Below are 21788 nucleotides of genomic sequence, written 5' to 3' on the forward strand. Positions count from 1 at the left end.
TCAATCGATCCCCGGGCTGGCGCGAAGATTGGCGAGGCGGTCGAGCGCGCCTTGCAGGATGAAGATCGCGGCATGCTCGTCGATCACCTCGGCGCGCTTCGCACGGCTGACGTCCATGCCGATCAGCTCGCGCTCGACCGCCGCGGTCGAGAGGCGCTCGTCCCAGAGACCGATGGGAAGCGCGGTCAGGCCGGCAAGGTTGCGCGCGAAGGCGCGGGTGGATTGCGCGCGCGGGCCCTCGCTGCCGTCCATGTTGATGGGCAGGCCGAGCACGAATCCGGCCGCCTTGCGCTCGGCCGCGATCGCGAGCAGGCGGGCGGCATCCTGCTTGAACGCCTTGCGGGAGATGGTCTCGACGCCGGTCGCAAGCCGACGATCGGGGTCGGACACGGCAACACCGATGGTCTTGGTGCCGAGATCGAGCCCGACCAGCGCGCCGCGCGCGGGCCAATGGGTTGCAGCTTCGACGAGAGGCAGGATAAGAGCCGGCATGGCGTTAGCGCATATCACGCGTCACGCTGCGGAGTGAACCCGGAACATGGATGCGCTGACATTATTCGGCCTGTTCGCCGTCACGGCAATGCTGGTCACTTATGCCCTGGAGGATCGCAGCCACTGGTTCGTGCTGCTGTTCGCCGCATCCTGCGCGCTCGGCTCGGCTTACGGTTTCCTCCAGGGCGCCTGGCCGTTCGGCCTGGTCGAGGCGATCTGGTCCATCGTGGCGCTGCGACGATGGCAGCTGAAGGCGATCGGAAGAAGCGCATGAGAACGGTGGCGGACAAATGCAGCGATCATTTGTGGCAAATGTCACACGGACGGCGCCGCAGACCATGGCATGATGTCGCGTCCTCAGCAGCGCACGTTGATTGACGCTCTGGTTGTTGTGGAATAAATATATGGGCCTAAAGTAGTAGGGGCGGTGCCCCGATTTTCAGAACGATCGGCAGCGACCTGCGGTCCGAACCGCGCTGCAACCTTGGCGCAGATTTTCAGGCGCCGACCATGTCCAATATTCGCCCAGTATTTTGAGAGGTCATGATGCTCATCAAGCCAAGCCTGATCGCGGGCTCAGAAAGGCGATTCAAGCAAGCCGAGTTCTCACCCGATGCCCTGAACCGTAAATTGGGCGACGGGCCGATCGAGATGACCGTCGAAAAGATACGCCAGCGCCAGCGCCAGCTCCTGGCCGAGACGCAGGACGTGCAGGCGGCCGAGATCGGCCTGGAGCGAATTCTCCAGGGCAATGATCTCGACAGCATCAATTACCTGGCCAAGGGAACGGCCGCCTCGCGCCCGGTCTGCCGCATTCAACTCAGGGATCTCAAGTCGAACCTGCTCGGCTATGGCTCGGGCTTTCTGATCGGACCCGGCCTGCTGCTGACGAACCATCATGTCTTCGGTACGCCGGCCGAGGCGGCCAATTCGATTGCCGATTTCAACTATGAATTGGATGTTTCGGGACAGGAGCGTGTGCCGGTGCGGTTCGGATTCGAGCCGGGCAAATTCTTCTACACCAACGACAGGCTGGATTTCTCGGTCGTTGCGGTGGCGCCGACCTCGCTGTCAGGCAACGAGGGGCTCGAGGATTGGGGATGGCTGCCGCTGAGCGGCGCGCCCGGCAAGGCAGACCCCGGCGAGTACCTCACCATCATCCAGCATCCCAGCGGTCAGATGAAGCAGGTCTGCGTCCGCGAGAACAAGCTGCTCAAATATGTCGGCGACTTCCTCTGGTACAACACCGATACGACGGCCGGATCATCGGGATCGCCGGCGTTCAACCGCTTCTGGCAGGTGGTCGCGCTGCACCACAGTGGCGTTCCTCGGAAGGATGCGCAGGGCCGCACCCTGACCAAGGACGGCAAGGTGTGGAAGCCGACGATGGACGAATCCTCGATCGACTGGATCGCCAATGAAGGCATCCGGATCAGCGCGATCGTCGCCGATCTCAAAGTTGCGATTGGTTCTCATCCCTTGATCAGGCCGGTGCTCGATGAGGAGGAGCCGCCGATCCGGGACGAGGTCGCGAAAGTCCGGCCGCCGGCCCCCGCGCCTGCTTTCGGTGCCAATGCCTGGGTCGAGCAATCCCTCGACGGGACCTCGCTCGTGGTTCCGATCCGCGTGCCGTTGCCGATGTTCAGGACGGAAATTCCGATGCCTCCGCCGGCGCCCGTGCAGGGCCCGCCGGGAGGCAACGGCGGAGCACCGAACGGCGGCATGCACAATGGCGGCAAGCCGTTGATCGCCCCACCGGCGGGCTTGTTGCCCAACATCAGCGCGAAGAACGGCTTGCCGATGGAGGCCGTGCATATCGATCAGAGCACGCTGAAATCGCGTCCCGGATACAAGGCGAATTTCCTGGGCACCGGCAAGTTCTCGGTGCCGTTGCCGAAGATTCCGTCCGCTCTCAAGTCCCGGATCGCGATGCTGAAGGGAAGCTCCAAGCAGTCCGAGCTGAAATATTTCAACTACAGCGTCGTCATGAACAAAGAGCGCAGGCTCGCCTTCTTCAGTTGCGTCAATATCGATGGCGGCAAGCAGCAGGACGTCGGCAAGCGGGAAGGTGATTCCTGGTTGCGCGATCCGCGCATCGACGACGACGTCCAGATCGGCGATGAGTTCTACCGCAAGCAGGCCACCTTCGAGGCGGACCGCAGCAAGAATCCGTTCGACCGCGGTCATCTCGTACGCCGTCTGGATGCAACCTGGGGCGACACCGTCGCCGCAGCCAAGCAGCATGGCGACGATTCCTTCCATTTCACCAACTGCTCGCCGCAGTTCTTCTCGTTCAATCAGGGCAAGCAGCTCTGGGCAGGACTGGAGGACTACACGCGTGATGTCCTGCTCGAAGGCGAGGAGAAGGGCATCGTCATGAACGGCCCGGTGTTCGACGGACCGGATGCCGACGGATCCGATCTGCCCGATCCGGCCGGCCGGCCGCACAAGGATCCGAGCTTTGGCGGGGTTCAAATCCCGAAATATTTCTGGAAGATCCTGATCCGGCGCAACGAGGATGGCGACGCGCTCAAAGCGGCGGCGTTCCTGATGAGCCAGCGAAAGCAGGTTATGGAGATAGACCGCATCCAGGAGGCGGATCTGCTCGAGCGGATGTCCGAAGCAGACGTCAGCGTGTTCCAGGTCTCGATCGCGGATCTGACGAAATTGACCAAGCTCGACTTCGGCAATCTCGCCGACGCGGACTCGCACGAGGCAACCTCGGTCGGCCCGCGGCGGATCGAATCCTATGAGGACATTCGGATCTAGAGCCTAGGTTCGAGCGGCGGGACCGGCGCAGCATTCGGGTGAGGGAGCGGTGTACTCTCTCGAGACACTGCAAGACCCTCACCCGGGGCTGTTGCGACGGAGCCGTGTGGGATGTCAGCGGATCGCGATCGGGTTGATCATCGCCTGCACGCCGCCGGTCCAGCGCGGCTGTCCCAGCACGAACAGGAATTCGTAGCCCTTGTCTCGGGCGAGCGCGGCGGTGTCCATGTTTTCGAGGATGTAGGTGCCGTTCATCGCGAGCAGGATCTGGTGCACCTCGAACACGTTCTTGGATTCGAACGGCAGCACCTCGAGCGCCCAGGTGTCGGCACCGATCGCGACGACGCCCTTGCTGGTGAGGTACTTCGCGCCCTCGACGCCGAGACCGGGCTCGCCGGCCGAGTAGCGCTTGTCGTCCTTGCCGATCAGGCTAAGCCAGCCGGTGTGGAAGATGACGACGTCGCCCTGGCGGATCTCGACGTTCTGCTGTTTGGCGGCTTCCTCGATCTCCTTGATGTTGAAGGCGGTACCTTCCTTCACCACGTCGGTCTTGAAATAGGCCGCCATGTCGAGCAGCACGCCGCGCGTGACCATCGGCGGCACCTTTTCGATGCCGAGCTTCTTCAGCCCGGTCGGATCGGCGAAATCGGCGAGCTTGTTGCCGTTGTAGTAGACGTGCTCGACGCCGAGATGGCCGAGGCCGTCTAGCTGGCTGCCGATGCCGACCCAGGTGTCGAGGATATCGTCATTGTAGGTGGCCTTGTTGGGACCGAGGCCCGGGCTGCCGGCCTGTCCCGGCTGGACCACGGTGATCTTGAAGCTGCGCGGAGGATAGGCCGGCGTTTGCGGTGTGACGGGAATGCCGAGGGCATAGGTCTTGCCGGTCTTCACCAGCGATGCCGCCTTCACCACGAGCTCGGGCGTCATGTAATTGGCGGCGCCGATCTCGTCGTTCGGCCCCCATTTCGATTTGGTCCAGTCCTGAGCGCTTGCAGTTCCTGACATCGCCGACAACGCGGCGACACAGCACAACACGAGTGTATTGCGCATCGATAGTCCTCCCGATGTTTTGGCTTCGTTACGGTTTCGCGCTGGCCAGTCTCTCATCCTAACGTAGAATACTCACGCGCTTCAAAACTTTTCGAGCGCTGTGATGCGACGGCTGAACGCAGCATCGGCTGCGCGCACTGTGAGTACGACAAATTTGTGACGGCGAATTTCGTGTCGTGGAACGTCTGCGCTCGCGTCAGGCCGCGATGACGTCGTCGTCTTTCTTCAGGCAGGCGGCGAAGCCTTGAAGCGCGCTATATTGATGTCCGGCGCTGCGCTGGATGAAGAGCGTCTCCGCGCGTGCGTACGAAGGGCTCAGCGTGTGGATCGACACGCTGCCGTGCATCGCACTGCGCTCGACAACCGCGCGCGGCAGCAGCGTCACACCCATGTCCGCGGCGACGCAGCCGATCATGCCGTCGAGCGTGCCGAGCTCGAAGCGTGCGGCCGACGGCCAGCCGAACTCGACGAACACCTGTTCGAGCCGTTGGCGGTAGGTACAGCCGGTGCGGAATACCAGTGCGGTCGGGCCGGACTCCGGCGTGCCGGCGCGCAGCTCGGCGAGCGAAGCCCAGCGCCGCGCGCTGACCAGCACCAGCTCCTCGCGGAAGGCGCTCGTCGCGGTGAGGTCGTCATGCGTGATGGGCCCCGCGACGAAGGCGCCGTCGAGCGTGCCGTCGAGCACGCCAGTGACGAGGTCGGCGGTCGGCGCGGTGCGCAAGGAAAGTCGCACCGCGGGAAAGCGGCGGTGGAAATCGGCCAGCAGCGGCGGCAGCCGCACCGCTGCCGTTGTCTCCATCGAGCCGATGGCGAGCGGTCCCTTTGGCTCGCCGTCGTCACGCGCGGCGAGCAAGGCTTCGCGCGACAGCGCCGCCATCTTTTGCGCGTAGGGGAGGAGGCGCTTGCCGGCGCCTGTCAGCGTCATGCCGCGGCTGTGGCGCTCGAACAGCGGCGTGCCGATCTCCGCCTCCAGCGCCTTCACGCGCTGGGTCACGTTCGATTGCACGGTGTTGAGCTCTTCGGCGGCGCGGGTGATGCCGCCGGTGCGGGCGACGGCGGCGAAGGTCTTGATGTCGCTGAGTTCCATGGCGTCGTTCCGCTTTGGAGATGGCAGCATTCGCAACAATTCATTTTTCGCGAATGCTAGCTGCGCCTAGTCTCGCTGTCCAGAGTGGGAGGATTCATGCCAATCACAACGCCGCTCACGGAGCTGCTTCGGATCAAGCATCCGATCCTGTCGGCGCCCATGGACACGATCGCCGGCACCCGGCTGACCCGCGCCGTCAGCGAGGCGGGTGGATTCGGCATCCTGGGTGGCGGTTACGGCGACCGGGCCCGGCTTCAGGCTGAGGCTGCCGAGCTGAAGGGTTTTGCGCCGTTCGGGATCGGCTTCATCACCTGGAGCCTCGCCAAACAGCCCGAGCTGCTCGACATCGCGCTCGACGCTCGCCCGCAAGCGATCATGCTCTCGTTCGGCGATCCCGCGCCGTTCGCGTTGCGCATCAAGGCGAGCGGCGTGCGGCTGATCTGCCAGGTGCAGAGCGAGGACATGGCGAAGCAAGCGCTCGATGCCGGCGCCGAGATCCTGATCGCGCAAGGGACGGAGGCGGGTGGCCACGGCGCCTCGCGCACCACGGTCGATATCGTGCCTGCCATCGTCGATCTCGCGGCCAGGCGCGTGCCGGTTGTCGCGGCCGGTGGGATCGCCGATGGCCGGGGCCTCGCAGCAATGATGATGCTGGGGGCATCCGGCGTGCTGATTGGTACGCGCTTCTATGCGAGCGTGGAGGCGAATGGCGCCGAGAAGGCGAAGCAGCGCATTCGCGATGCCGACGGCAATGAGACGGTGCGCGGCGTCATCGCCGACTGGTCGCGGGAGCTGTTCTGGCCGGCGCCGTTCACCGCGCGAACGTTGGTCAATGATCACATCAAACGCTGGACGGGTCGCGAGGTCGAGCTCATGCAACGCGCCAGTGAGGTCGCCGTTGAATATGCTGCGGCGAAGGCCGCGGGCAATTTCGAGGTTGCAGCCGTGTTTGCCGGCGAAGCCGTTGGCCTGATCCATGATATTCCGCCCGCAGCCGAGATCGTCGAGCGGATCGCGGTCGAGGCCGAGCAGCTGCTCGAAGGAAAACGAAATTCGGTGACCGATGCCTTCTCTTCCTCCCTTGTGGGAGAAGGTGGCGCGCAGCGCCGGATGAGGGGCTTTGTCCGCGGAGAATAAATTCAAATCCGAAGAGGTCTGCGTCCGCGGAGACACACCCTTCACCCGTCTCGCCGCTGCGCGGCGATCCACCCTCTCAAGGGGAGATGGGAAAGCGAATACGAGGCAAGAACCATGTGGCCTGACCGTCGACTGATCGACCTCTTCAAGACCGAATTCCCGATCGTGCTGGCGCCGATGGCTGGCGTGATGGATGCGGAGCTGGTGGTTGCGGCTGCGCAAGGCGGGGCGCTGGGGTCGCTGCCCTGCGCAATGATCTCGGCAGAGAAGGCGCGCGAGCAGGTCGGTCTCATCCGCCAGCGCGTGAAGGCACCGGTCAACATGAACTTCTTCTGCCATACACCGGTCGAGCTCACGGCGGAGGCCGAAGCGCGCTGGAAGCAACGGTTGGCGGGCTATTACACCGAGCATGGTCTCGATCCCTCGGCACCGATCAATGCTGCAAACCGCGCGCCTTTCGATGCGGCGTTCTGTGAAGTGGTCGAGGAGCTGAAGCCGGAGGTCGTCAGCTTCCATTTCGGCCTGCCGGAGCAAGCGCTGCTGAGGCGCGTCAAGGCGGCCGGCTGTCTCGTCATCTCGTCCGCCACGACCGTGAAGGAAGCGGTCTGGCTCGAGCAGCACGGCGTCGACGCCGTGATCGCGCAAGGCGCCGAGGCGGGGGGGCATCGCGGCATGTTCCTGACCGACAACATCGCCGAGCAGCCCGGCACCTTCGCGCTGGTGCCGCAGGTCGTCGATGCCGTGAAGGTGCCGGTGATCGCCTGCGGTGGCATTGCCGATGGACGCGGCATTGCCGCAGCCTTTGCGCTCGGTGCCTCCGGCGTGCAGATCGGCAGCGCTTACCTGCGCTGTCCGGAATCCAAGGTCAGCGCGGGCGGCCGCAAGGCGCTCGCTGAAGCGCGGGACGATTCCACCGTCATCACCAATGTCATGACGGGCCGTCCGGCGCGCGGCGTGCAGAACCGCCTGATGCGTGAGGCCGGCCCGGTCTCGCCGGATGCGCCGCCTTTTCCCCATGCCGCGACCGCGCTGGGGCCGCTGAAGGCCGCTGCCGAAAAGCAGGGCAGGGTGGATTTCACCAATCTCTGGGCGGGACAGGCGATTGCGCTGGGCCGCGAGGTGCCCGCCGCCGAATTGACCCGGGATCTCGCCAAATCGGCGCTCGGGCGCATGAAGGCCCTCGCCGGATAGGGGGAAGCGCCGGTTGCGGCGCAAAAGCGGCCTCTGCTATACGGCACATAGGTTTTGCCGTGAGAGGCCTTATATAATGTCCGTTGACGCCGCTACCGTCCGCCGCATCGCGCATCTGGCGCGCATTGCGGTGTCCGAGGAGGAGGTTCCGCATCTGCAGGGCGAGCTCAACGCCATGCTCGCCTTTGTCGAGCAGCTCTCGGAAGTCAATGTCGAGGGCGTGGAGCCGATGACTTCGGTCACCCCGATGCAGATGAAGAAGCGGCAGGACGTGGTCAATGACGGCGAGATCGCCGACGATATCGTTGCCAACGCGCCCGCGACCGAAGGTCACTTCTTCCTGGTGCCCAAGGTCGTAGAGTAACTCTTAGGACGTGGTCCGATGTGCCTGCTTTGCGACGATGAAAAGGCCTATCAGGCCTACATGAATTACCTCGACAACATGGAGCGGCAGGGCAAGGCTGCCGATCCCAATGTCGCCGTCAATGCCGTGCTCGACGAGATCGAGGCTGCCGCGAAAGCCGCTGCCAAAAAAGACGACCCGGCCAACGACAAGACCCTGTCTCCGTTCTTCTGCAGCCCGATCAATAAATGACCGATTTGACATCGCTGACGCTCGCCGAGGCCCGCAAGGGCCTCGCCGACAAGACTTTCACGTCGCTCGAGCTGACCGACGCGCATCTTTCCGCGATCGAAGCCGCGCGCGTGCTCAACGCCTTCGTGATGGAGACGCCCGACCAGGCCCGCGCGATGGCACGGGAGGCCGATGGCAAGATCGCCAAGGGTGACGCCGGCCCGCTCGCCGGCATCCCGCTCGGCATCAAGGATCTGTTCGCGACCAAGGGCGTGCGCACCACGGCGTGCTCGAAAATCCTCGGCAATTTCGTGCCGACGTATGAGTCGACCGTCACCTCGCAGCTCTGGCGCGATGGTGCCGTGATGCTCGGCAAGCTCAACAATGACGAGTTCGCGATGGGCTCGTCGAACGAGACCTCCTGCTTCGGGCCCGTCGGCAATCCCTGGCGGCGCGACGGCAGCAACGCCACGCTGGTGCCCGGCGGCTCGTCCGGCGGCTCGGCCTCGGCCGTGGCGGCACTGCTCTGCATGGGCGCGACTGCGACCGATACCGGCGGCTCGATCCGCCAGCCGGCGGCGTTCACCGCGACGGTCGGCATCAAGCCGACCTATGGCCGCTGCTCGCGCTGGGGCATCGTCGCCTTTGCTTCCTCGCTCGACCAGGCCGGTCCGATCGCGCGCAGCGTGCGCGATGCCGCGATGCTGCTGCGTTCGATGGCCGGCCACGATCCGAAGGACACGACCTCGGTCGACATTCCCGTGCCGGACTACGAGGCGGCGATCGGCAAGTCCGTGAAGGGCATGAAGATCGGTATTCCCCGGGAGTACCGTCTCGACGGCATGCCGGCGGAGATCGAGAAGCTTTGGCAATCGGGTGCGGACTGGCTGAGGAGCGCCGGCGCCGAGCTCGTCGAGGTGTCGCTGCCGCACACGAAATATGCGCTGCCGGCCTATTATATCGTGGCGCCGGCGGAGGCCTCCTCCAACCTCGCGCGCTATGACGGCGTGCGCTACGGCCTGCGCGAGCAGGGCAGAAACATCATCGAGCTCTACGAGAACACCCGTGCCGAGGGTTTTGGCGCGGAGGTGAAGCGCCGTGTCATGATCGGCACCTATGTGCTCTCGGCCGGCTATTACGATGCCTATTATCTGCGCGCGCAAAAAGTGCGCACGCTGATCAAGAAGGATTTTGAGGACTGCTTCGCGAGGGGCGTCGATGCGATCCTCACCCCGGCGACGCCGTCGGCGGCTTTCGGCATCGGCGAGAAGGGCGGCGCCGATCCGGTCGAGATGTACCTCAACGACATCTTCACGGTGACCGTGAACATGGCGGGCCTGCCCGGCATCGCCGTGCCCGCCGGCAAGGACGCGCAGGGCCTGCCGCTCGGCCTGCAACTGATCGGTCGGCCGTTCGACGAGGAGACGCTGTTCTCGCTCGGCGAGGTGATCGAGCAGGCCGCCGGCCGCTTCGTGCCCGAGAGGTGGTGGTGAATGTCGCGGCCTTCATCGCGAGCCTCGACGGCGCGGTGCCCGCGCCTAGCCTGAACGCGCCGCTTAGAGGTCTCTGGTGGGCCGCCAAGGGCGACTGGGACCGCGCCCACAAGATCGTTCAGGATGAAAGCAGCCGTGAGGCCGCCTGGGTGCACGCCTATCTGCACCGCGTCGAAGGCGATCTCGGCAATGCCGGCTACTGGTACCGCCAGGCCGGCCAGCCCGTAGCGAAGGATTCATTGAAAGCGGAGTGGGAGCGGATCGCTGCCACGCTGCTCGGGAGCAAGACATGAGCACGGCCACGCACAAGCTTCTCAAAGGCGCCACCGGCGATTGGGAGATGGTCATCGGCATGGAGATCCATGCCCAGGTGACGTCGAACGCAAAATTGTTCTCGGGCGCGTCCACCGCATTCGGCGGCGAGCCGAACAGCCACGTATCGCTGGTCGACGCCGCGATGCCGGGGATGCTGCCTGTCATCAACGAGGAATGCGTCAGGCAGGCTGTCCGGACCGGTCTCGGCCTCAACGCCAAGATCAATCTGCGCTCGGTGTTCGACCGCAAGAACTATTTCTATCCGGACTCGCCGCAGGGCTACCAGATCAGCCAGTACAAATCGCCGGTCGTCGGCGAGGGCGAGGTGCTGGTCGAGCTCGACGGCGGCCGCAGCGTCACGATCGGCATCGAGCGGCTGCATCTGGAGCAGGACGCCGGCAAGTTGCTGCACGATCGGTCACCGACCATGTCCAATGTCGACCTCAACCGCTGCGGCGTCGCGCTGATGGAGATCGTCTCCAAGCCCGACATCCGGGATGCCGAGCAGGCCAAGGCCTATGTGACCAAGCTGCGCTCGATCCTGCGCTATCTCGGCACCTGCGACGGCGACATGGAGAAGGGATCCTTGCGCGCAGACGTCAACGTGTCGGTGCGCAAGCCGGGCGGGCCGCTCGGCACCCGCTGCGAGATCAAGAACATGAACTCGATCAACTTCATCGGCCAGGCGATCGAGTACGAGGCGCGACGCCAGATCGAGATCATCGAGGATGGTGGCGAGATCGAGCAGGAGACGCGGCTCTACGATCCCAACAAGGGCGAGACACGCTCGATGCGGTCCAAGGAAGAGGCGCACGACTATCGCTACTTCCCCGATCCCGACCTGTTGCCGCTGGAGTTCAGCCAGGCGTTCGTCGACGAGCTGAAGGCTGAACTCCCGGAGCTGCCGGACCAGAAGAAGACGCGCTTCGTCGCCGATTTCGGCCTCTCGGCCTATGATGCGAGCGTGCTCGTCGCCGAGCGCGAGAGTGCGGTGTTCTACGAGACCGTGCTCGACAGGCTTGCCAACCGCGCGCGCGACGGCAAGATGGCGGCCAACTGGGTGATCAACGAGCTGTTCGGCCGTCTCAACAAGGAAGGCCGGGATATCGCGGACTCTCCAGTCAACGCCGAGCAGCTCGCTGCGATCATCGATCTGATCGGCGAGGGCACGATCTCGGGCAAGATCGCCAAGGATCTGTTCGAGATCGTCTGGCAGGAAGGCGGCGATCCCCGCGCGCTGGTGGAAAGCCGCGGCATGAAGCAGGTCACCGACCTCTCGGCGATCGAGAAGGTGGTCGACGACATCATCGCGGCCAATCCCGACAAGGCGGCGCAGGTCAAGGACAAGCCGCAGTCGCTCGGCTGGTTCGTCGGCCAGGTGATGAAGGCGTCCGGCGGCAAGGCCAACCCGCAGAGCGTCAACGAGCTGCTCAAGGCCAAGCTCGGCGTCTGATCCTCACACGTTCGAACGAGGTGACGGACCGTTTCGTCACCTCGCTTTCGGCTCTCGGTGCGCCGCTCGCGCGCATCCTCGAACGGCAAACTTCATCCCGATCGACAGCGGTGGCGCGACCGAATCGCCGTCACGCGATTCGCCCAAAACGGCGCCTTGCGGACGCTTCGGCGAGCGCTCGCGCCGTTAAGCATGAAAATATTTTCGTTGCCAAAATTCGCGACTCAGAGTCCGCGAAACGCTTTCGCGACACGATCGCGCGATTGTCGATGCGCGCCGTCGCGTCGATCGCACGCGATGCGCGCGTGCGAAAAAATACTTGCGGCATAGTGTTTTTGTGCAATCGCGTCGTTCGCGAACGGCGACGATGCGATCACTCTGCTCGATCGCAATCGCACATGATGCGAAGCGCCTGCGTCGCGCCCGCCAAGCGCACGCGCCTTGCTGCGTCAACACTTCTTTAAGCGAGAAGCTGTTTTTTTCTTCGTGTTGGTGTATTCGGGATGAAGTGCATTCGATCCCCGAGTGCACGCAGCGATTAAAGCCATCTCACACATCGGAGGGCAACATGGCCAAGAAAGCGAAGAAGGCGAAGAAGGCGAAGAAGGCGAAGAGCGCAGTGAAGAAGACTGCGAAGAAGACCCGCAAGGTCGCGAAGAAGAAGTAACTTCGCTTCTGAAGTTGCCGGCTCCAGATAGCCGGCACGTCATCAGCGCCTCCTGGAGGTTCTGGTCGACGATAGAGGGTGTCGGCGAGACATCAGGTCAACGGTCGGGCTGTTCTCTTTCGCGGTCCGGCAGAAGAAACGAGTTTTCTTCGTTCGGTGCGGTTCTCCTTCTTGGGGGCTCCGCAATTTCACGAGAGGCCTTCGGGCCAAAGTGGAATCTGGTCCTGACGTGTTCGCCGACGCCCTCGTTCTCTCGAAGCCGGGGCATTGCCGGCATTCCATTCCCCCCGACATTGTTGATCTGACCGCGACGCGTCCGCGCCGACGTCGGTGTTCTGCCTTGGAGCAGGCGAGGGCTGGGGCCCTGATTCCATTGTTCGCACGCAGGGATCCCCATTCGCTGTGTCCGGCTTCGACCGGGCGATCCAGTACGCCGCGGCTTCTCGGGGGATGACTTCTGTCTCTGGAATACTGGGTCACCCGCCTGCGCGGCTGACGACGATGAGCTGCACGCAGTACGCCACGCCGCACATCCGTCCGCGCGCAATGGTTATCGTTCTCCCAAAATCCCGCGGTAAACCGAAGCTGACGAATTGCAGAAGTGCCGGCAAATCAGGGGCTTCTCGAATTCCTCTCGCCGGCCTCGCCCGCTCGCGTTTACGTCTGCTTCATCGCGATACTTAAACTGCCATTCAAATTTGCCCGCCATCATCGCCTCCAACAAGCCGGCAAACGGCATGGGGATGAGTTGAACAGCTTTGTGGACGGAAGCCGCGCTCGGGGAACGGGACCGGCATAAGAACAAAGGGGATGCGTGATGTTTCAGGGTACTTTCGATCTGGAGACGGCAACGCCGGTCGACGCGAGCGCGCTGTCGGACGTGCTGTTCGAGCGCGGGATCTATTGGGCGAGCGGCCGCTCCGGGATCGTCGATCTCGTCGCCGCGCACAAATGGTTCAACCTCGCCGCGTTGAAAGGCCGCAAGGACGCCGTAGCGCTGCGCCAGGAAGTCGCCGGGCAGATGTCGGACGCCGAGATCTCGGTTGCGCAGCGCGAGGCGAGGGCCTGGGTCTGCGCGCACTGAGACGAGAATCGCCTCTGACCCGTGTTCGCACGGGTGGGCCCGGTTGCGCTGAAGCAAGTTTCTCCCCGGTGCCGCCGCCTAAAGTCCGACGGCATGAGCAACCCGGCTACGAATGAACAATGGCTGCCGATTCAGATCGCTCCCGGCGAGTGCGATCTGGAACTCGGGCGTCTGCACAAGACGGGAATTGTGCCCTGGCCCTTTCCATGCCGGCGTAAGGGCGGCGTCTGGTTCAATGTTTGGGCTGACGAGCCTATGCTGATCTCGCCCTCGCATTGGCGGATAGGGCGATCCGTCGTCTAGGTGCGTGCACACATATATTAAGGAGCACGCGAATCGAGCTGGGCTCGCCGTGCTCATCCTTGCGCCGGGCTTTCGCGCCGGCGTCACGCCCGCTTCAGCTGAGAGAACGCAGAAGACCTCGGATGATTCTGCTTGAGCGGCCCGAGACATAGGTGACAGAACGTACCGGGCACATGGGTTACACTTTCCGCTTTTGTTCTGCGGGAGGTGTGGATGCCGTGGAAAGCGACAACCCGTTCGGTCCGAGGCCCATCACTGATGTCTCCGCCACGACCACGGCGCCCTGACGGAGACGCGCTCTTGTGCATTCTTGGCATGGAGGGCCACTTGCTTGGCTCCGCTGTCGCGGTCAACCCCCGAAGCCCGAAGGGCGCGGCACGCGCGTGGTTGACGGCGACAGCGCGAGCCGAGCAAAAATAGCCGTGCCATGAATGCGTCACGCTGAAATGCAGCAGATTGCAGGCCATCGGCCTCAACTAAGCGAACTTGGAGCAGATGACTTTGAAACCCCGCGACAACCCGATCGGCACGAGGTTGTCACCCATCTCTTAGGTACGTTTCGTTACCCATGTCTCCGGGCCGGACACAGCTGCTGGGTGGCGGAGAGGGAGGGATTCGAACCCTCGATACAGCTTGAGACCGTATGACGCTTTAGCAAAGCGTTGCCTTCAGCCACTCGGCCACCTCTCCGGTGCGAGCCTTATGCCTCTAATTACTTGGGGCGGTCAATTTGGAAGCGTGTGTTTTCGCTCGAATATTCCCAGTGACTTTCGAAACAAACGGGTCTGTTCGCGCGGGTGACGCCGTAAAGAACAGGCCCCAAAGCTGGAACATCTGACACAAGGCGCAAGGATGTTCCGCATGGAGAAGCCTGCTTGCTCGTGTCAGAAGCTGAATTTGCTAGGAAATTCAATGATACGTGAGCGGGGTCCCATGGAACGTCGGCATCCCTGCGTCTTGACCGCCGAGCTGCCGGTCCGTTCCCAATCATCTCCGCCTCGATAACTCGATTAAGAGTGTTTGCCGCGCGGCTCGGGCGTTGTTGTGACCGCGCTTGTGTCAAACTGGAGGCGCGGAGGCGGGCGATGCCTGCCCATTGAGTCTCCTTCTGATTCTACGATTCCAGCGCATCAAAGCCGCTCCAGGCCGAGGTCTCGGCTGCGGTGCCTCATGTGCGGAACTTTGATGGCAAATGGAACCGCTCAAAAAATATAAATATAAACAATGTGTTACGAGGGCGACTTGATCACATCTGCGTGTTATTTGTGCAACACCCGTCGGAAAACACGCCTCATCGGCCCGTTTCGGAGCGTTCTCTTGTTGTGTGTGCAAGGACCTTCGGTAATTGTGACTGAGCGACGGAGGGGGGCATCCCGAGGTCGTCCCGTTTAGGTCGTTCGCTTAAGTCCCTCGCGTTCATGCGGGTGTGTCCGAAGGCGCGAAGGGGCCAAAAGCGGTGATTTAGAGGGGGTTGGGGAATTGGCCGTCCGGTCAGTGACCTTCCCTGAAGAGCAACTTGGAGGTTTAACATGAAGTTGGTTAAGAGCCTTTTGCTCGGCTCAGCGGCGGGTCTGATCGCCGTGGGCGGAGCGCAGGCAGCCGATCTCCCCGTGAAGGCCAAGGCGGTCGAATACGTGAAGATCTGCTCGCTGTACGGTGCGGGCTTCTACTATATCCCGGGCACTGACACTTGCATCAAGCTGGGTGGTTATCTGCGCGCTGAAGTCGGGCTGGGCACCAACAGCATCTACGGCATTGCCAACGGCTCTCCCGCCGGTGCGCACAATCGCCTGAGCAACTACTACACCATGCGCGCTCGTGAAGATCTCAACATCGACACGCGCACGGCCACCGAATACGGCGTCGTCCGCACCTTCTTCGATGCGACGTTCTCCTGGACCACGGGCGGCTTTGTCGCCACCGGCTCGGGAACTGGCGGCACCCAGTATACGAGCGGCGTTGCGCTCAACGCTGCCGGTACGGGTCTCGTCGGCGGAACGACGATCAACCCGACTGACGGCGGTACCTCGGGCGGTTCGCTCGGCGTGTACTACGCCTTCATCCAGTTCGCCGGCTTCACCATGGGTAAGGCCGTGTCGCAGTTCGACGCGCCCTGGACCAACTATCCCGGCAACAACATCGACAGCCTCGTCGGCGGCAGCGGCACGGTCACTGGTGTCAACCAGTTCACCTACACCGCTGACTTCGGTCAGGGCGTGACGGCGGCGTTCTCGGCGGAAGACGCGACGGCCTATTATCAGGCCGGCAACCTCAACATGACCGGCGCGACTGCGGCCGGCATCCTCGCTGGCTCCTACGGCACCAATGCCATCGGCGGCTCGCGTTCGCCGAACCTTGTCGGTATGGTCCGCGTCGACCAGGCCTGGGGCCTGTTCCAGGCGTCGGTCGCTGCGCATGACAACCACGTTGGCTATTACGGCGCGACCGAGCTGACTGGCCACCCCGACGACAAGTGGGGTTGGGCGGTTCAGCTCGCCCTCTCGATCAAGAACATCCCGACCGGCGCGGGTGACACGATCAACATCCAGGGCGTCTACACCGACGGTGCGACCCGCTACAACTTCCAGAACCTGGCGGGCAGCTCCTATCAGATGTTCGGCAGCTCGGGCATTGCCTACCAGAGCGTCGGCTTCGCCAATGCTCCTGACACGGTGTACGTCACCGGCAGCTCGCAGGAGACGGTCAAGACCTGGGGCTTCCGTGGTGCGTATACCCATAACTGGGATCCGTACTGGAACACCGCGCTCTACGGTGCTTACGCTCAGGCCCAGTTCGGCACGCTCGCCAAGACCACGCTCTGCGGCGTCGGTGGCGTGTTCGTCACGGGAGCGGCTCTCGCTGGTGTGACGAGCTGCAACCCCGACTTCGCGATCGGCCAGGTCGGTATCATCACCCGCTGGACTCCGGTCAAGAACCTGACGTTCTCGGCCGACCTGAACTGGACCCATCTCGACCAGAAGTATTCCGGCACGGTTGGCCCGATCGGCCCGTCCGGCACGTCGGCCAAGCCGGCCGCTGTGTACGAGCTGAAGGATCAGGACAGCATCACCCTGCTGCTCCGCGCTCAGCGCAACTGGTAAGTTCGGTCTAATGACCTGACAGAGAGCCCCGGCGGGAAACCGCCGGGGCTTTTCTTTCTGGCGTCGGATGCCCACGGTCTTGCGCCAAGTGCCGAGCTCGCGCTGCTCCCCTCCATCGATGGTTCGGTGCGACCCGATGCGGGTTGTCGTGGGAGGGGGATCCGCGCCATAAGTCCCGAGCGAGAATACGCCGGGGAGGGCTGCCGCGTCGGCCGGCTCGGCCGTGCGACCGTACTGCGGGTCGGGCCTTGCAGCAGGAGTGGACCGCCGTCTCATTGTCGAGAGACGGGCCACCGCCGAACTTCCCGATCTGACCGCAGTCGCCGCCGCGCTTGAGCCGCGAGTCGGGAGGACGCCCGAGGGTAGTGGTCGATCAATCGAGATGCTTCGCCTGCTCGGGTCCTGACCGGGACGGCGCTCGTTCCCCGATGCGCCGGCCTGCGAAGCGAGAGCGGAGATCGGCTATTCCACGCTTCCGACGCCGCGGCGCAGATCGGCTTCGATCTGCAGGCGCGTGCCGCCGCCGAAGCGGGCGCGGTAGACTTGCAGGTTCTCCATGATCCGCTGCACGTAGTTGCGCGTCTCGGAGAATGGAATCAGCTCGACCCAATCGACAGCGTCGACCTTGGGGTCGCGCGGATCGCCGTAGCGTTCGATCCACTTCTTCACACTGCCGCGGCCGGCATTGTAGGCGGCGAAGGTCATGATGTAGGAGCCGCGATAATCCTCTAGCAGTCCGCCGAGCTCGGCCGAGCCGAGCGTGGCGTTGTAGACCGAATCGTTCTTCAGCCGTCCCAGGTCGTAGGTCGCGCCGTGCCGCTTGCAGACATAGCGCGCGGCATCCGGCGTCACCTGCATCAGCCCGTAGGCCTGGGCCGGCGAGACCACCGACGGATTGAACGCGCTCTCCTGCCGGGCAATGGCGTAGACGATGCTGCGCTCGACCTCGGGGCCGATCGGCGTGAAATGCGGAATGCCATTGACGGGGTAGGCGTAGAAGTCGAACGGCAGGCCGCGATTGAGCGCGGCCTTGCCGACCAGCAACATGCCGCGCGCATCGCTGTAGCGCTGGGTGAGCTCGCCAAGGCCGGCAAGCGCCTCGGGATCGCCGTTCTCACCCATGTCGGCGAGCATGGGCACCGCGAGCTCGCGTTCGTCGAGCTCGTAGAGCAGTTGCGCGGCGCGCACGATCTCCAGCCGCTCGGCGCCGCGCCCGCGCGGCTGGCTGTTGAGCTCGATCTGCGGCAGGCCGAGTTTTGCCCGCGCGAGCTGGCCGTAATAGCTGGTCGACTGCTCGGCCGCGCGGGCATAGGCGTTGCGCGCCTCCTGCTGGCGGCCCATCGCCTCCGCGGCACGGCCCTGCCAATAGCCGGCGCGCGCCAGCGTGGTCGGGTTGACGCTGCCGACGCCGATGCGGGCAAAATGCTGGGCGGCGGTCGCGGGGTCGTTGAGGAAGCGCAGCGCGATCCACCCGGCGGTGAACTCCTGCTCGGTCTTGTAGATGTCGCGCGAGGGCAGGGCGGCGTCGCGCGCGATCAGATAGGCACTGCGGAATTCCTCGGTGTCGATCATCTTGCGCGCCAACAGGCGCCGCTCGATCCACCATTCGTCGAGATTGTGGAGGCGACCCGGATCCTTGGGCGCGGACAGCATCAGCTGGGCGGCCTCGGCGAACTTCTCCTCCCGGCGCAAGAGCTGGATCTTGCTGAAGATGAAGCCGGGATCGCTGTGCAGCTCGCGCGGCACCGCGTCGAGCAGTGCCCGCGCGTTCGGCGCCTTCTTGACCGCGGCGATGCGGGCCTTGGCGAGCGCGACATAGCCGGCGCCGAGCCGCTTTGCGGCGCGCAGCGCCGCCTCGGTCTCGCTGCCGTAGAGCAGGGTGTCCATCCGCGCCTTCTGATCGCCCGGCGTAAGCAGAGCGCCGAACTGGTCGAGCGCGTTGTTCTCGGTCTCCTCCGACATCGGATCGCTGCGCCAGGCCTCGCGCACCAGCCGCTCGGCATTGGCGCGGTCACCGCGCCCCAGCATCGCCTTGGCGAGCATGAAGCGGCCCTTGGCGGAGATCGGAGACTCGTTCTCGAACCATGACCACGCGACCGAATCGTCGCGCCTGTCGTCCCACATCGCGGCCTCGAGGCGCCGGCGCAGGAAAGTCTGCGACGGCCAGCTCGGATTGGCGGAGAGGAAGGCGCGATAGCGTTCCACGCTCGCGCCGTTATCCTCGCTGCGCAGGATGATCCATTCGGCGAGCTTTCGCGCGACCGGATCCGATATGCCGGTGGCCGCATTGATGGCGTCACCGGCCTTGCGCTTGCGCACGAGCTCGATGACGCTCTCCAGCGTGTCCTTGTCCGCTTGCGACGTCGACGACGTCGCAGCGACGGCGGCCGGGATGACCGGCTTGCGCGGCGCCGCATGCTGGCGCGTCGCAGGAGCCAGGACGGGAGCTGTAACCGGCTTGGCGGTGACAGGGGCGGTGGGTCTGACGGTGGCCGTCACCGCCGGCTCGGTCTTGGGCGGTGCGGTCTTGGGCGGTGCGGTCTTAGGCGGTGCGGTTTTGGGTGATGCGGTTTTGGCCGGCGACCCGTTCGCGGTCGGCTGTGACTTTGGCGAGGAGACTGCTGCGGCGGGTTTCGACTTGTCTTTCGCAGGTTCCTTACCAGCAGCATCCTTGGCAGGATTCTTTGCTGCGTCCTTGGCCGGGGCGCCAGCCGCACTCTTGCCCGCGCTCTTCGCTGCGTCCTTGCCGGTTCCCTTGGCTGAGGCCTTGGCTGATCCCTTGACGGGCTCCTTCGCCGCGTCCTTGGCGGCTGGCTTCGCGGTATCCTTGGCCTCCGCGGCCATCTCATTGGACTCATTGGACTTGGCGAGCGCGGCGCAGCCCACCGACAGCCCGGCCATCAGGCACACGGCCAGACCTAGGGATCGCCATGTGGCACGAGCAAAGGAGGTCACGGCGTTTGGTCGCCCCGAATCAGTGAAGTGGCTCAAGACCTAGCTGAATTTGATTGAATATGCGGAGAAAATACCAACGCCCGCTTACCTCGGTCCGATTTGCACCATCACCGCGGCAAAATCGCGGCCTAAACGCAGCCTCGCACCGAGGCGGCCCTTTTACCGCCGGGATAGACCCGATATGTATGGGGCTTGCTCTCAAGATTGCCGCGTACGGAGGAAGTCCATGGCAGCCAAGACGAAATTCCGGGGATCGTTCACCGCCTTGGTCACCCCGTTCAAGAACGGCTCGCTGGACGAGGCGGCTTTCCGCTCCCTGGTCAACTGGCAGATTTCCGAGGGGACGAACGGCCTCGTTCCGGTCGGCACCACCGGCGAGAGCCCGACGCTCAGCCATGACGAGCACAAGAAGGTCGTCGAATGGTGCATCGCTGAGGCCAAAGGCCGCGTGCCCGTCATCGCGGGAGCCGGCTCCAACTCGACCAAGGAGGCGATCGAACTCTCCCAGCACGCCGAGAAGGCGGGCGCAGACGCCGTGTTGATCGTCACGCCCTATTACAACAAGCCGACCCAGGAGGGGATGTACCAGCACTTCAAGGCGATCAACGATGCGATCGGGATTCCGATCATCATCTACAACATTCCGCCGCGCTCGGTGATCGACATGTCGGTCGACACCATGAAGCGGCTGTGGGAGCTGAAGAACATCGCCGGCGTGAAGGATGCCACAGCCAGCATGGTTCGCGTGTCGCAGCAGCGCGCGGCGATGGGCGAGGATTTCAACCAGCTTTCGGGCGAGGACGCCACCATCATCGGCTACATGGCCCATGGCGGCCATGGCTGCATCTCGGTGACCTCGAACGTGGCGCCGCGCCTGTGCTCGGAGTTCCACGCCGCCTGGCAGAAGGGTGACACCAAGTCGGCGCTCGCCATCCACGACAAGCTGATGCCGCTGCACAACAACCTCTTCATCGAGAGCAACCCGGCGCCGATCAAGTACGCGATGTCGCTGCTCGGCAAGCTGGACGAGACGTTGCGGCTGCCGATGGTTCCGGTTTCCGAGCCGACCCGCGTTGCCGTGCGCAGCGCGATGGTTCACGCCGGACTGATCAACTGACGCCTTAGCACGCCGGGGGGTCTTTCATGAGCGTCGAGGAGAAGGGCGCACGGATGCTGAAGGAGTTCCGCGAGTTCGCGATGAAGGGCAATGTCGTCGACCTCGCGGTCGGCGTCATCATCGGCGCGGCGTTCGGCGCCATCGTCAACTCGCTGGTCGGCGACGTGATCATGCCGATCATCGGTGCCGTCACCGGCGGGCTCGACTTCTCGAACTACTTCACCCCCTTGTCGGCGAAGGTCACAGCCACCAACTTAGCCGATGCGAAAAAGCAAGGCGCCGTGCTGGCTTGGGGCAGCTTCCTCACGCTGACGATCAACTTCATCATCATCGCGTTCGTGCTGTTCCTGGTGATCCGCGCCATGAACACCCTGAAGCGCAAGGACGAGGCCGCTCCGGCCGCGCCGCCAAAGCCCTCGGCCGAAGTCGAACTCCTGACCGAGATCCGCGATCTCCTCAAGAAGTGACGCGCGCGCTTCATCCGAACTGTTAGAATCCGCGCCCATCTCGATCAGGTTAACGCATCATGGCCGATAAGAACGAACGTCCGATCAAGGTCATGGCGGAGAATCGCAAGGCCCGCTTCAACTATGCGATCGAAGACACGGTCGAGGCGGGCATTGCGCTGACCGGCACCGAGGTCAAGTCGATCCGCAGCGGCAAAAGCACGATCGCGGAATCCTACGCCGATTCAAAGGACGGCGAGATCTGGCTGATCAACGCCACCATTCCCGAATATCTCCAGGGCAATCGCTTCAATCACGAGCCCAAGCGGCCGCGAAAGCTGCTGCTGCATCGCCGGCAAATCAACAAGCTGATGGGGGCGGTCGACCGCGAGGGCATGACGCTGATCCCGCTCAAGCTTTACTTCAACGAGCGCGGTCGCGCCAAATTGCAGCTCGCGGTTGCCAAGGGCAAGAAGCTGCACGACAAGCGCGAGAGCGAGAAGAAGCGCGACTGGAGTCGCGAGAAGGGCCGGCTGATGCGGGCGAGGGGATAA

18 protein-coding genes and 1 tRNA gene are annotated in these 21788 nt (G+C 63.8%); 14 read left to right on the forward strand and 5 right to left on the reverse strand.

From position 1 onward, the window contains the following. Complete coding sequence (gene ruvX / locus EAV90_RS09750; protein ID WP_162500242.1) at nt 1-492, reverse strand: Holliday junction resolvase RuvX; 492 nt, start codon at nt 490-492, stop codon at nt 1-3. A 46-nt stretch (nt 493-538) separates the two neighbouring features. Between ruvX and EAV90_RS09755 the strand changes: the two genes are divergently transcribed. Then, nucleotides 539-766, forward strand: a complete 228-nt coding sequence (locus EAV90_RS09755; protein WP_122402889.1) for a hypothetical protein — start codon at nt 539-541, stop codon at nt 764-766. Nucleotides 767-1035: 269 nt separating this feature from the next. Then, complete coding sequence (locus EAV90_RS09760) at nt 1036-3261, forward strand: DNA/RNA non-specific endonuclease (RefSeq protein ID WP_122402890.1); 2226 nt, start codon at nt 1036-1038, stop codon at nt 3259-3261. A 114-nt stretch (nt 3262-3375) separates the two neighbouring features. Here the strand turns inward: EAV90_RS09760 and EAV90_RS09765 are convergent, their stop codons facing one another. Together EAV90_RS09765 and EAV90_RS09770 are read right to left on the reverse strand one after the other, a co-directional pair. Next, a complete protein-coding gene (locus EAV90_RS09765) occupies nt 3376-4311 on the reverse strand; it encodes a cyclase family protein (protein WP_129143240.1) in 936 nt (311 codons plus the stop codon). A 196-nt stretch (nt 4312-4507) separates the two neighbouring features. After that, nucleotides 4508-5398 (reverse strand): LysR family transcriptional regulator, encoded by an 891-nt coding sequence (locus EAV90_RS09770; RefSeq protein WP_122402891.1) that lies wholly within the window; start codon nt 5396-5398, stop codon nt 4508-4510. A gap of 96 nt (nt 5399-5494) precedes the next feature. Here EAV90_RS09770 and EAV90_RS09775 point away from each other — a divergent pair, with 96 nt between their 5' ends. From EAV90_RS09775 to EAV90_RS09820, 8 genes are all read left to right on the forward strand, one after another. Continuing rightward, nucleotides 5495-6535 (forward strand): NAD(P)H-dependent flavin oxidoreductase, encoded by a 1041-nt coding sequence (locus tag EAV90_RS09775; protein ID WP_122402892.1) that lies wholly within the window; start codon nt 5495-5497, stop codon nt 6533-6535. Between the two features lie 114 nt (nt 6536-6649). After that, a complete protein-coding gene (locus EAV90_RS09780) occupies nt 6650-7726 on the forward strand; it encodes an NAD(P)H-dependent flavin oxidoreductase (RefSeq protein ID WP_122402893.1) in 1077 nt (358 codons plus the stop codon). Between the two features lie 76 nt (nt 7727-7802). Next, nucleotides 7803-8090 carry an Asp-tRNA(Asn)/Glu-tRNA(Gln) amidotransferase subunit GatC gene (gene gatC / locus EAV90_RS09785; protein WP_122402894.1) on the forward strand — a complete coding sequence of 96 codons (288 nt, stop codon included), beginning with the start codon at nt 7803-7805 and terminating at the stop codon, nt 8088-8090. A gap of 18 nt (nt 8091-8108) precedes the next feature. Next, nucleotides 8109-8321, forward strand: a complete 213-nt coding sequence (locus EAV90_RS09790) for a hypothetical protein (RefSeq protein ID WP_122402895.1) — start codon at nt 8109-8111, stop codon at nt 8319-8321. Next, nucleotides 8318-9793: an Asp-tRNA(Asn)/Glu-tRNA(Gln) amidotransferase subunit GatA gene (gatA, locus tag EAV90_RS09795; RefSeq protein ID WP_122402896.1), complete on the forward strand. Its 1476-nt coding sequence runs from the start codon at nt 8318-8320 to the stop codon at nt 9791-9793. The genes EAV90_RS09790 and gatA overlap by 4 nt, the downstream gene beginning before the upstream one ends. Further along, complete coding sequence (locus EAV90_RS09800) at nt 9784-10086, forward strand: hypothetical protein (protein WP_122402897.1); 303 nt, start codon at nt 9784-9786, stop codon at nt 10084-10086. The genes gatA and EAV90_RS09800 overlap by 10 nt, the downstream gene beginning before the upstream one ends. Then, nucleotides 10083-11561 carry an Asp-tRNA(Asn)/Glu-tRNA(Gln) amidotransferase subunit GatB gene (gene gatB, locus EAV90_RS09805; protein WP_122402898.1) on the forward strand — a complete coding sequence of 493 codons (1479 nt, stop codon included), beginning with the start codon at nt 10083-10085 and terminating at the stop codon, nt 11559-11561. Before EAV90_RS09800 ends, gatB begins: the two co-directional genes overlap by 4 nt. Nucleotides 11562-13045: 1484 nt before the next feature. Further along, nucleotides 13046-13312, forward strand: a complete 267-nt coding sequence (locus tag EAV90_RS09820; RefSeq protein WP_122402900.1) for a hypothetical protein — start codon at nt 13046-13048, stop codon at nt 13310-13312. Between the two features lie 900 nt (nt 13313-14212). Here the strand turns inward: EAV90_RS09820 and EAV90_RS09830 are convergent. Then, a tRNA-Ser gene (locus EAV90_RS09830) sits at nt 14213-14305 on the reverse strand. Between the two features lie 839 nt (nt 14306-15144). Between EAV90_RS09830 and EAV90_RS09840 the strand changes: the two genes are divergently transcribed. Beyond that, nucleotides 15145-16716 carry a porin gene (locus tag EAV90_RS09840; RefSeq protein WP_122402902.1) on the forward strand — a complete coding sequence of 524 codons (1572 nt, stop codon included), beginning with the start codon at nt 15145-15147 and terminating at the stop codon, nt 16714-16716. 462 nt (nt 16717-17178) lie between these two features. Here EAV90_RS09840 and EAV90_RS09845 read toward each other — a convergent pair whose 3' ends face one another. Further along, the gene (locus EAV90_RS09845) at nt 17179-19671 is read right to left on the reverse strand and encodes a lytic transglycosylase domain-containing protein (RefSeq protein ID WP_129143241.1); all 2493 of its coding nucleotides are present in this window, start codon (nt 19669-19671) and stop codon (nt 17179-17181) included. A 226-nt stretch (nt 19672-19897) separates the two neighbouring features. Here EAV90_RS09845 and dapA point away from each other — a divergent pair, with 226 nt between their 5' ends. The 3 genes from dapA to smpB are packed head-to-tail and all read left to right on the forward strand — an operon-like array spanning nt 19898 to nt 21788. Further along, the gene (dapA, locus tag EAV90_RS09850) at nt 19898-20788 is read left to right on the forward strand and encodes a 4-hydroxy-tetrahydrodipicolinate synthase (RefSeq protein ID WP_122402904.1); all 891 of its coding nucleotides are present in this window, start codon (nt 19898-19900) and stop codon (nt 20786-20788) included. Nucleotides 20789-20841: 53 nt separating this feature from the next. Beyond that, the gene (gene mscL / locus EAV90_RS09855) at nt 20842-21255 is read left to right on the forward strand and encodes a large conductance mechanosensitive channel protein MscL (protein WP_027573655.1); all 414 of its coding nucleotides are present in this window, start codon (nt 20842-20844) and stop codon (nt 21253-21255) included. Between the two features lie 59 nt (nt 21256-21314). Continuing rightward, on the forward strand, nt 21315-21788 hold the full coding sequence (gene smpB, locus EAV90_RS09860) for an SsrA-binding protein SmpB (protein WP_122402905.1): 474 nt from the start codon (nt 21315-21317) through the stop codon (nt 21786-21788).

Origin of the sequence: Bradyrhizobium vignae, assembly GCF_004114425.1 — a bacterium.
Lineage (GTDB): Bacteria > Pseudomonadota > Alphaproteobacteria > Rhizobiales > Xanthobacteraceae > Bradyrhizobium > Bradyrhizobium vignae.

Excerpts from the sequence above, each read along its gene's own strand:
- ruvX (WP_162500242.1), bottom strand. The coding sequence starts at position 492 with ATGCCGGCTCTTATCCTGCCTCTCGTCGAAGCTGCAACCCATTGGCCC.
- EAV90_RS09755 (WP_122402889.1), top strand. The coding sequence starts at position 539 with ATGGATGCGCTGACATTATTCGGCCTGTTCGCCGTCACGGCAATGCTG.
- EAV90_RS09760 (WP_122402890.1), top strand. The coding sequence starts at position 1,036 with ATGATGCTCATCAAGCCAAGCCTGATCGCGGGCTCAGAAAGGCGATTC.
- EAV90_RS09765 (WP_129143240.1), bottom strand. The coding sequence starts at position 4,311 with ATGCGCAATACACTCGTGTTGTGCTGTGTCGCCGCGTTGTCGGCGATG.
- EAV90_RS09770 (WP_122402891.1), bottom strand. The coding sequence starts at position 5,398 with ATGGAACTCAGCGACATCAAGACCTTCGCCGCCGTCGCCCGCACCGGC.
- EAV90_RS09775 (WP_122402892.1), top strand. The coding sequence starts at position 5,495 with ATGCCAATCACAACGCCGCTCACGGAGCTGCTTCGGATCAAGCATCCG.
- EAV90_RS09780 (WP_122402893.1), top strand. The coding sequence starts at position 6,650 with ATGTGGCCTGACCGTCGACTGATCGACCTCTTCAAGACCGAATTCCCG.
- gatC (WP_122402894.1), top strand. The coding sequence starts at position 7,803 with ATGTCCGTTGACGCCGCTACCGTCCGCCGCATCGCGCATCTGGCGCGC.
- EAV90_RS09790 (WP_122402895.1), top strand. The coding sequence starts at position 8,109 with ATGTGCCTGCTTTGCGACGATGAAAAGGCCTATCAGGCCTACATGAAT.
- gatA (WP_122402896.1), top strand. The coding sequence starts at position 8,318 with ATGACCGATTTGACATCGCTGACGCTCGCCGAGGCCCGCAAGGGCCTC.
- gatB (WP_122402898.1), top strand. The coding sequence starts at position 10,083 with ATGAGCACGGCCACGCACAAGCTTCTCAAAGGCGCCACCGGCGATTGG.
- EAV90_RS09820 (WP_122402900.1), top strand. The coding sequence starts at position 13,046 with ATGTTTCAGGGTACTTTCGATCTGGAGACGGCAACGCCGGTCGACGCG.
- EAV90_RS09840 (WP_122402902.1), top strand. The coding sequence starts at position 15,145 with ATGAAGTTGGTTAAGAGCCTTTTGCTCGGCTCAGCGGCGGGTCTGATC.
- dapA (WP_122402904.1), top strand. The coding sequence starts at position 19,898 with ATGGCAGCCAAGACGAAATTCCGGGGATCGTTCACCGCCTTGGTCACC.
- mscL (WP_027573655.1), top strand. The coding sequence starts at position 20,842 with ATGCTGAAGGAGTTCCGCGAGTTCGCGATGAAGGGCAATGTCGTCGAC.
- smpB (WP_122402905.1), top strand. The coding sequence starts at position 21,315 with ATGGCCGATAAGAACGAACGTCCGATCAAGGTCATGGCGGAGAATCGC.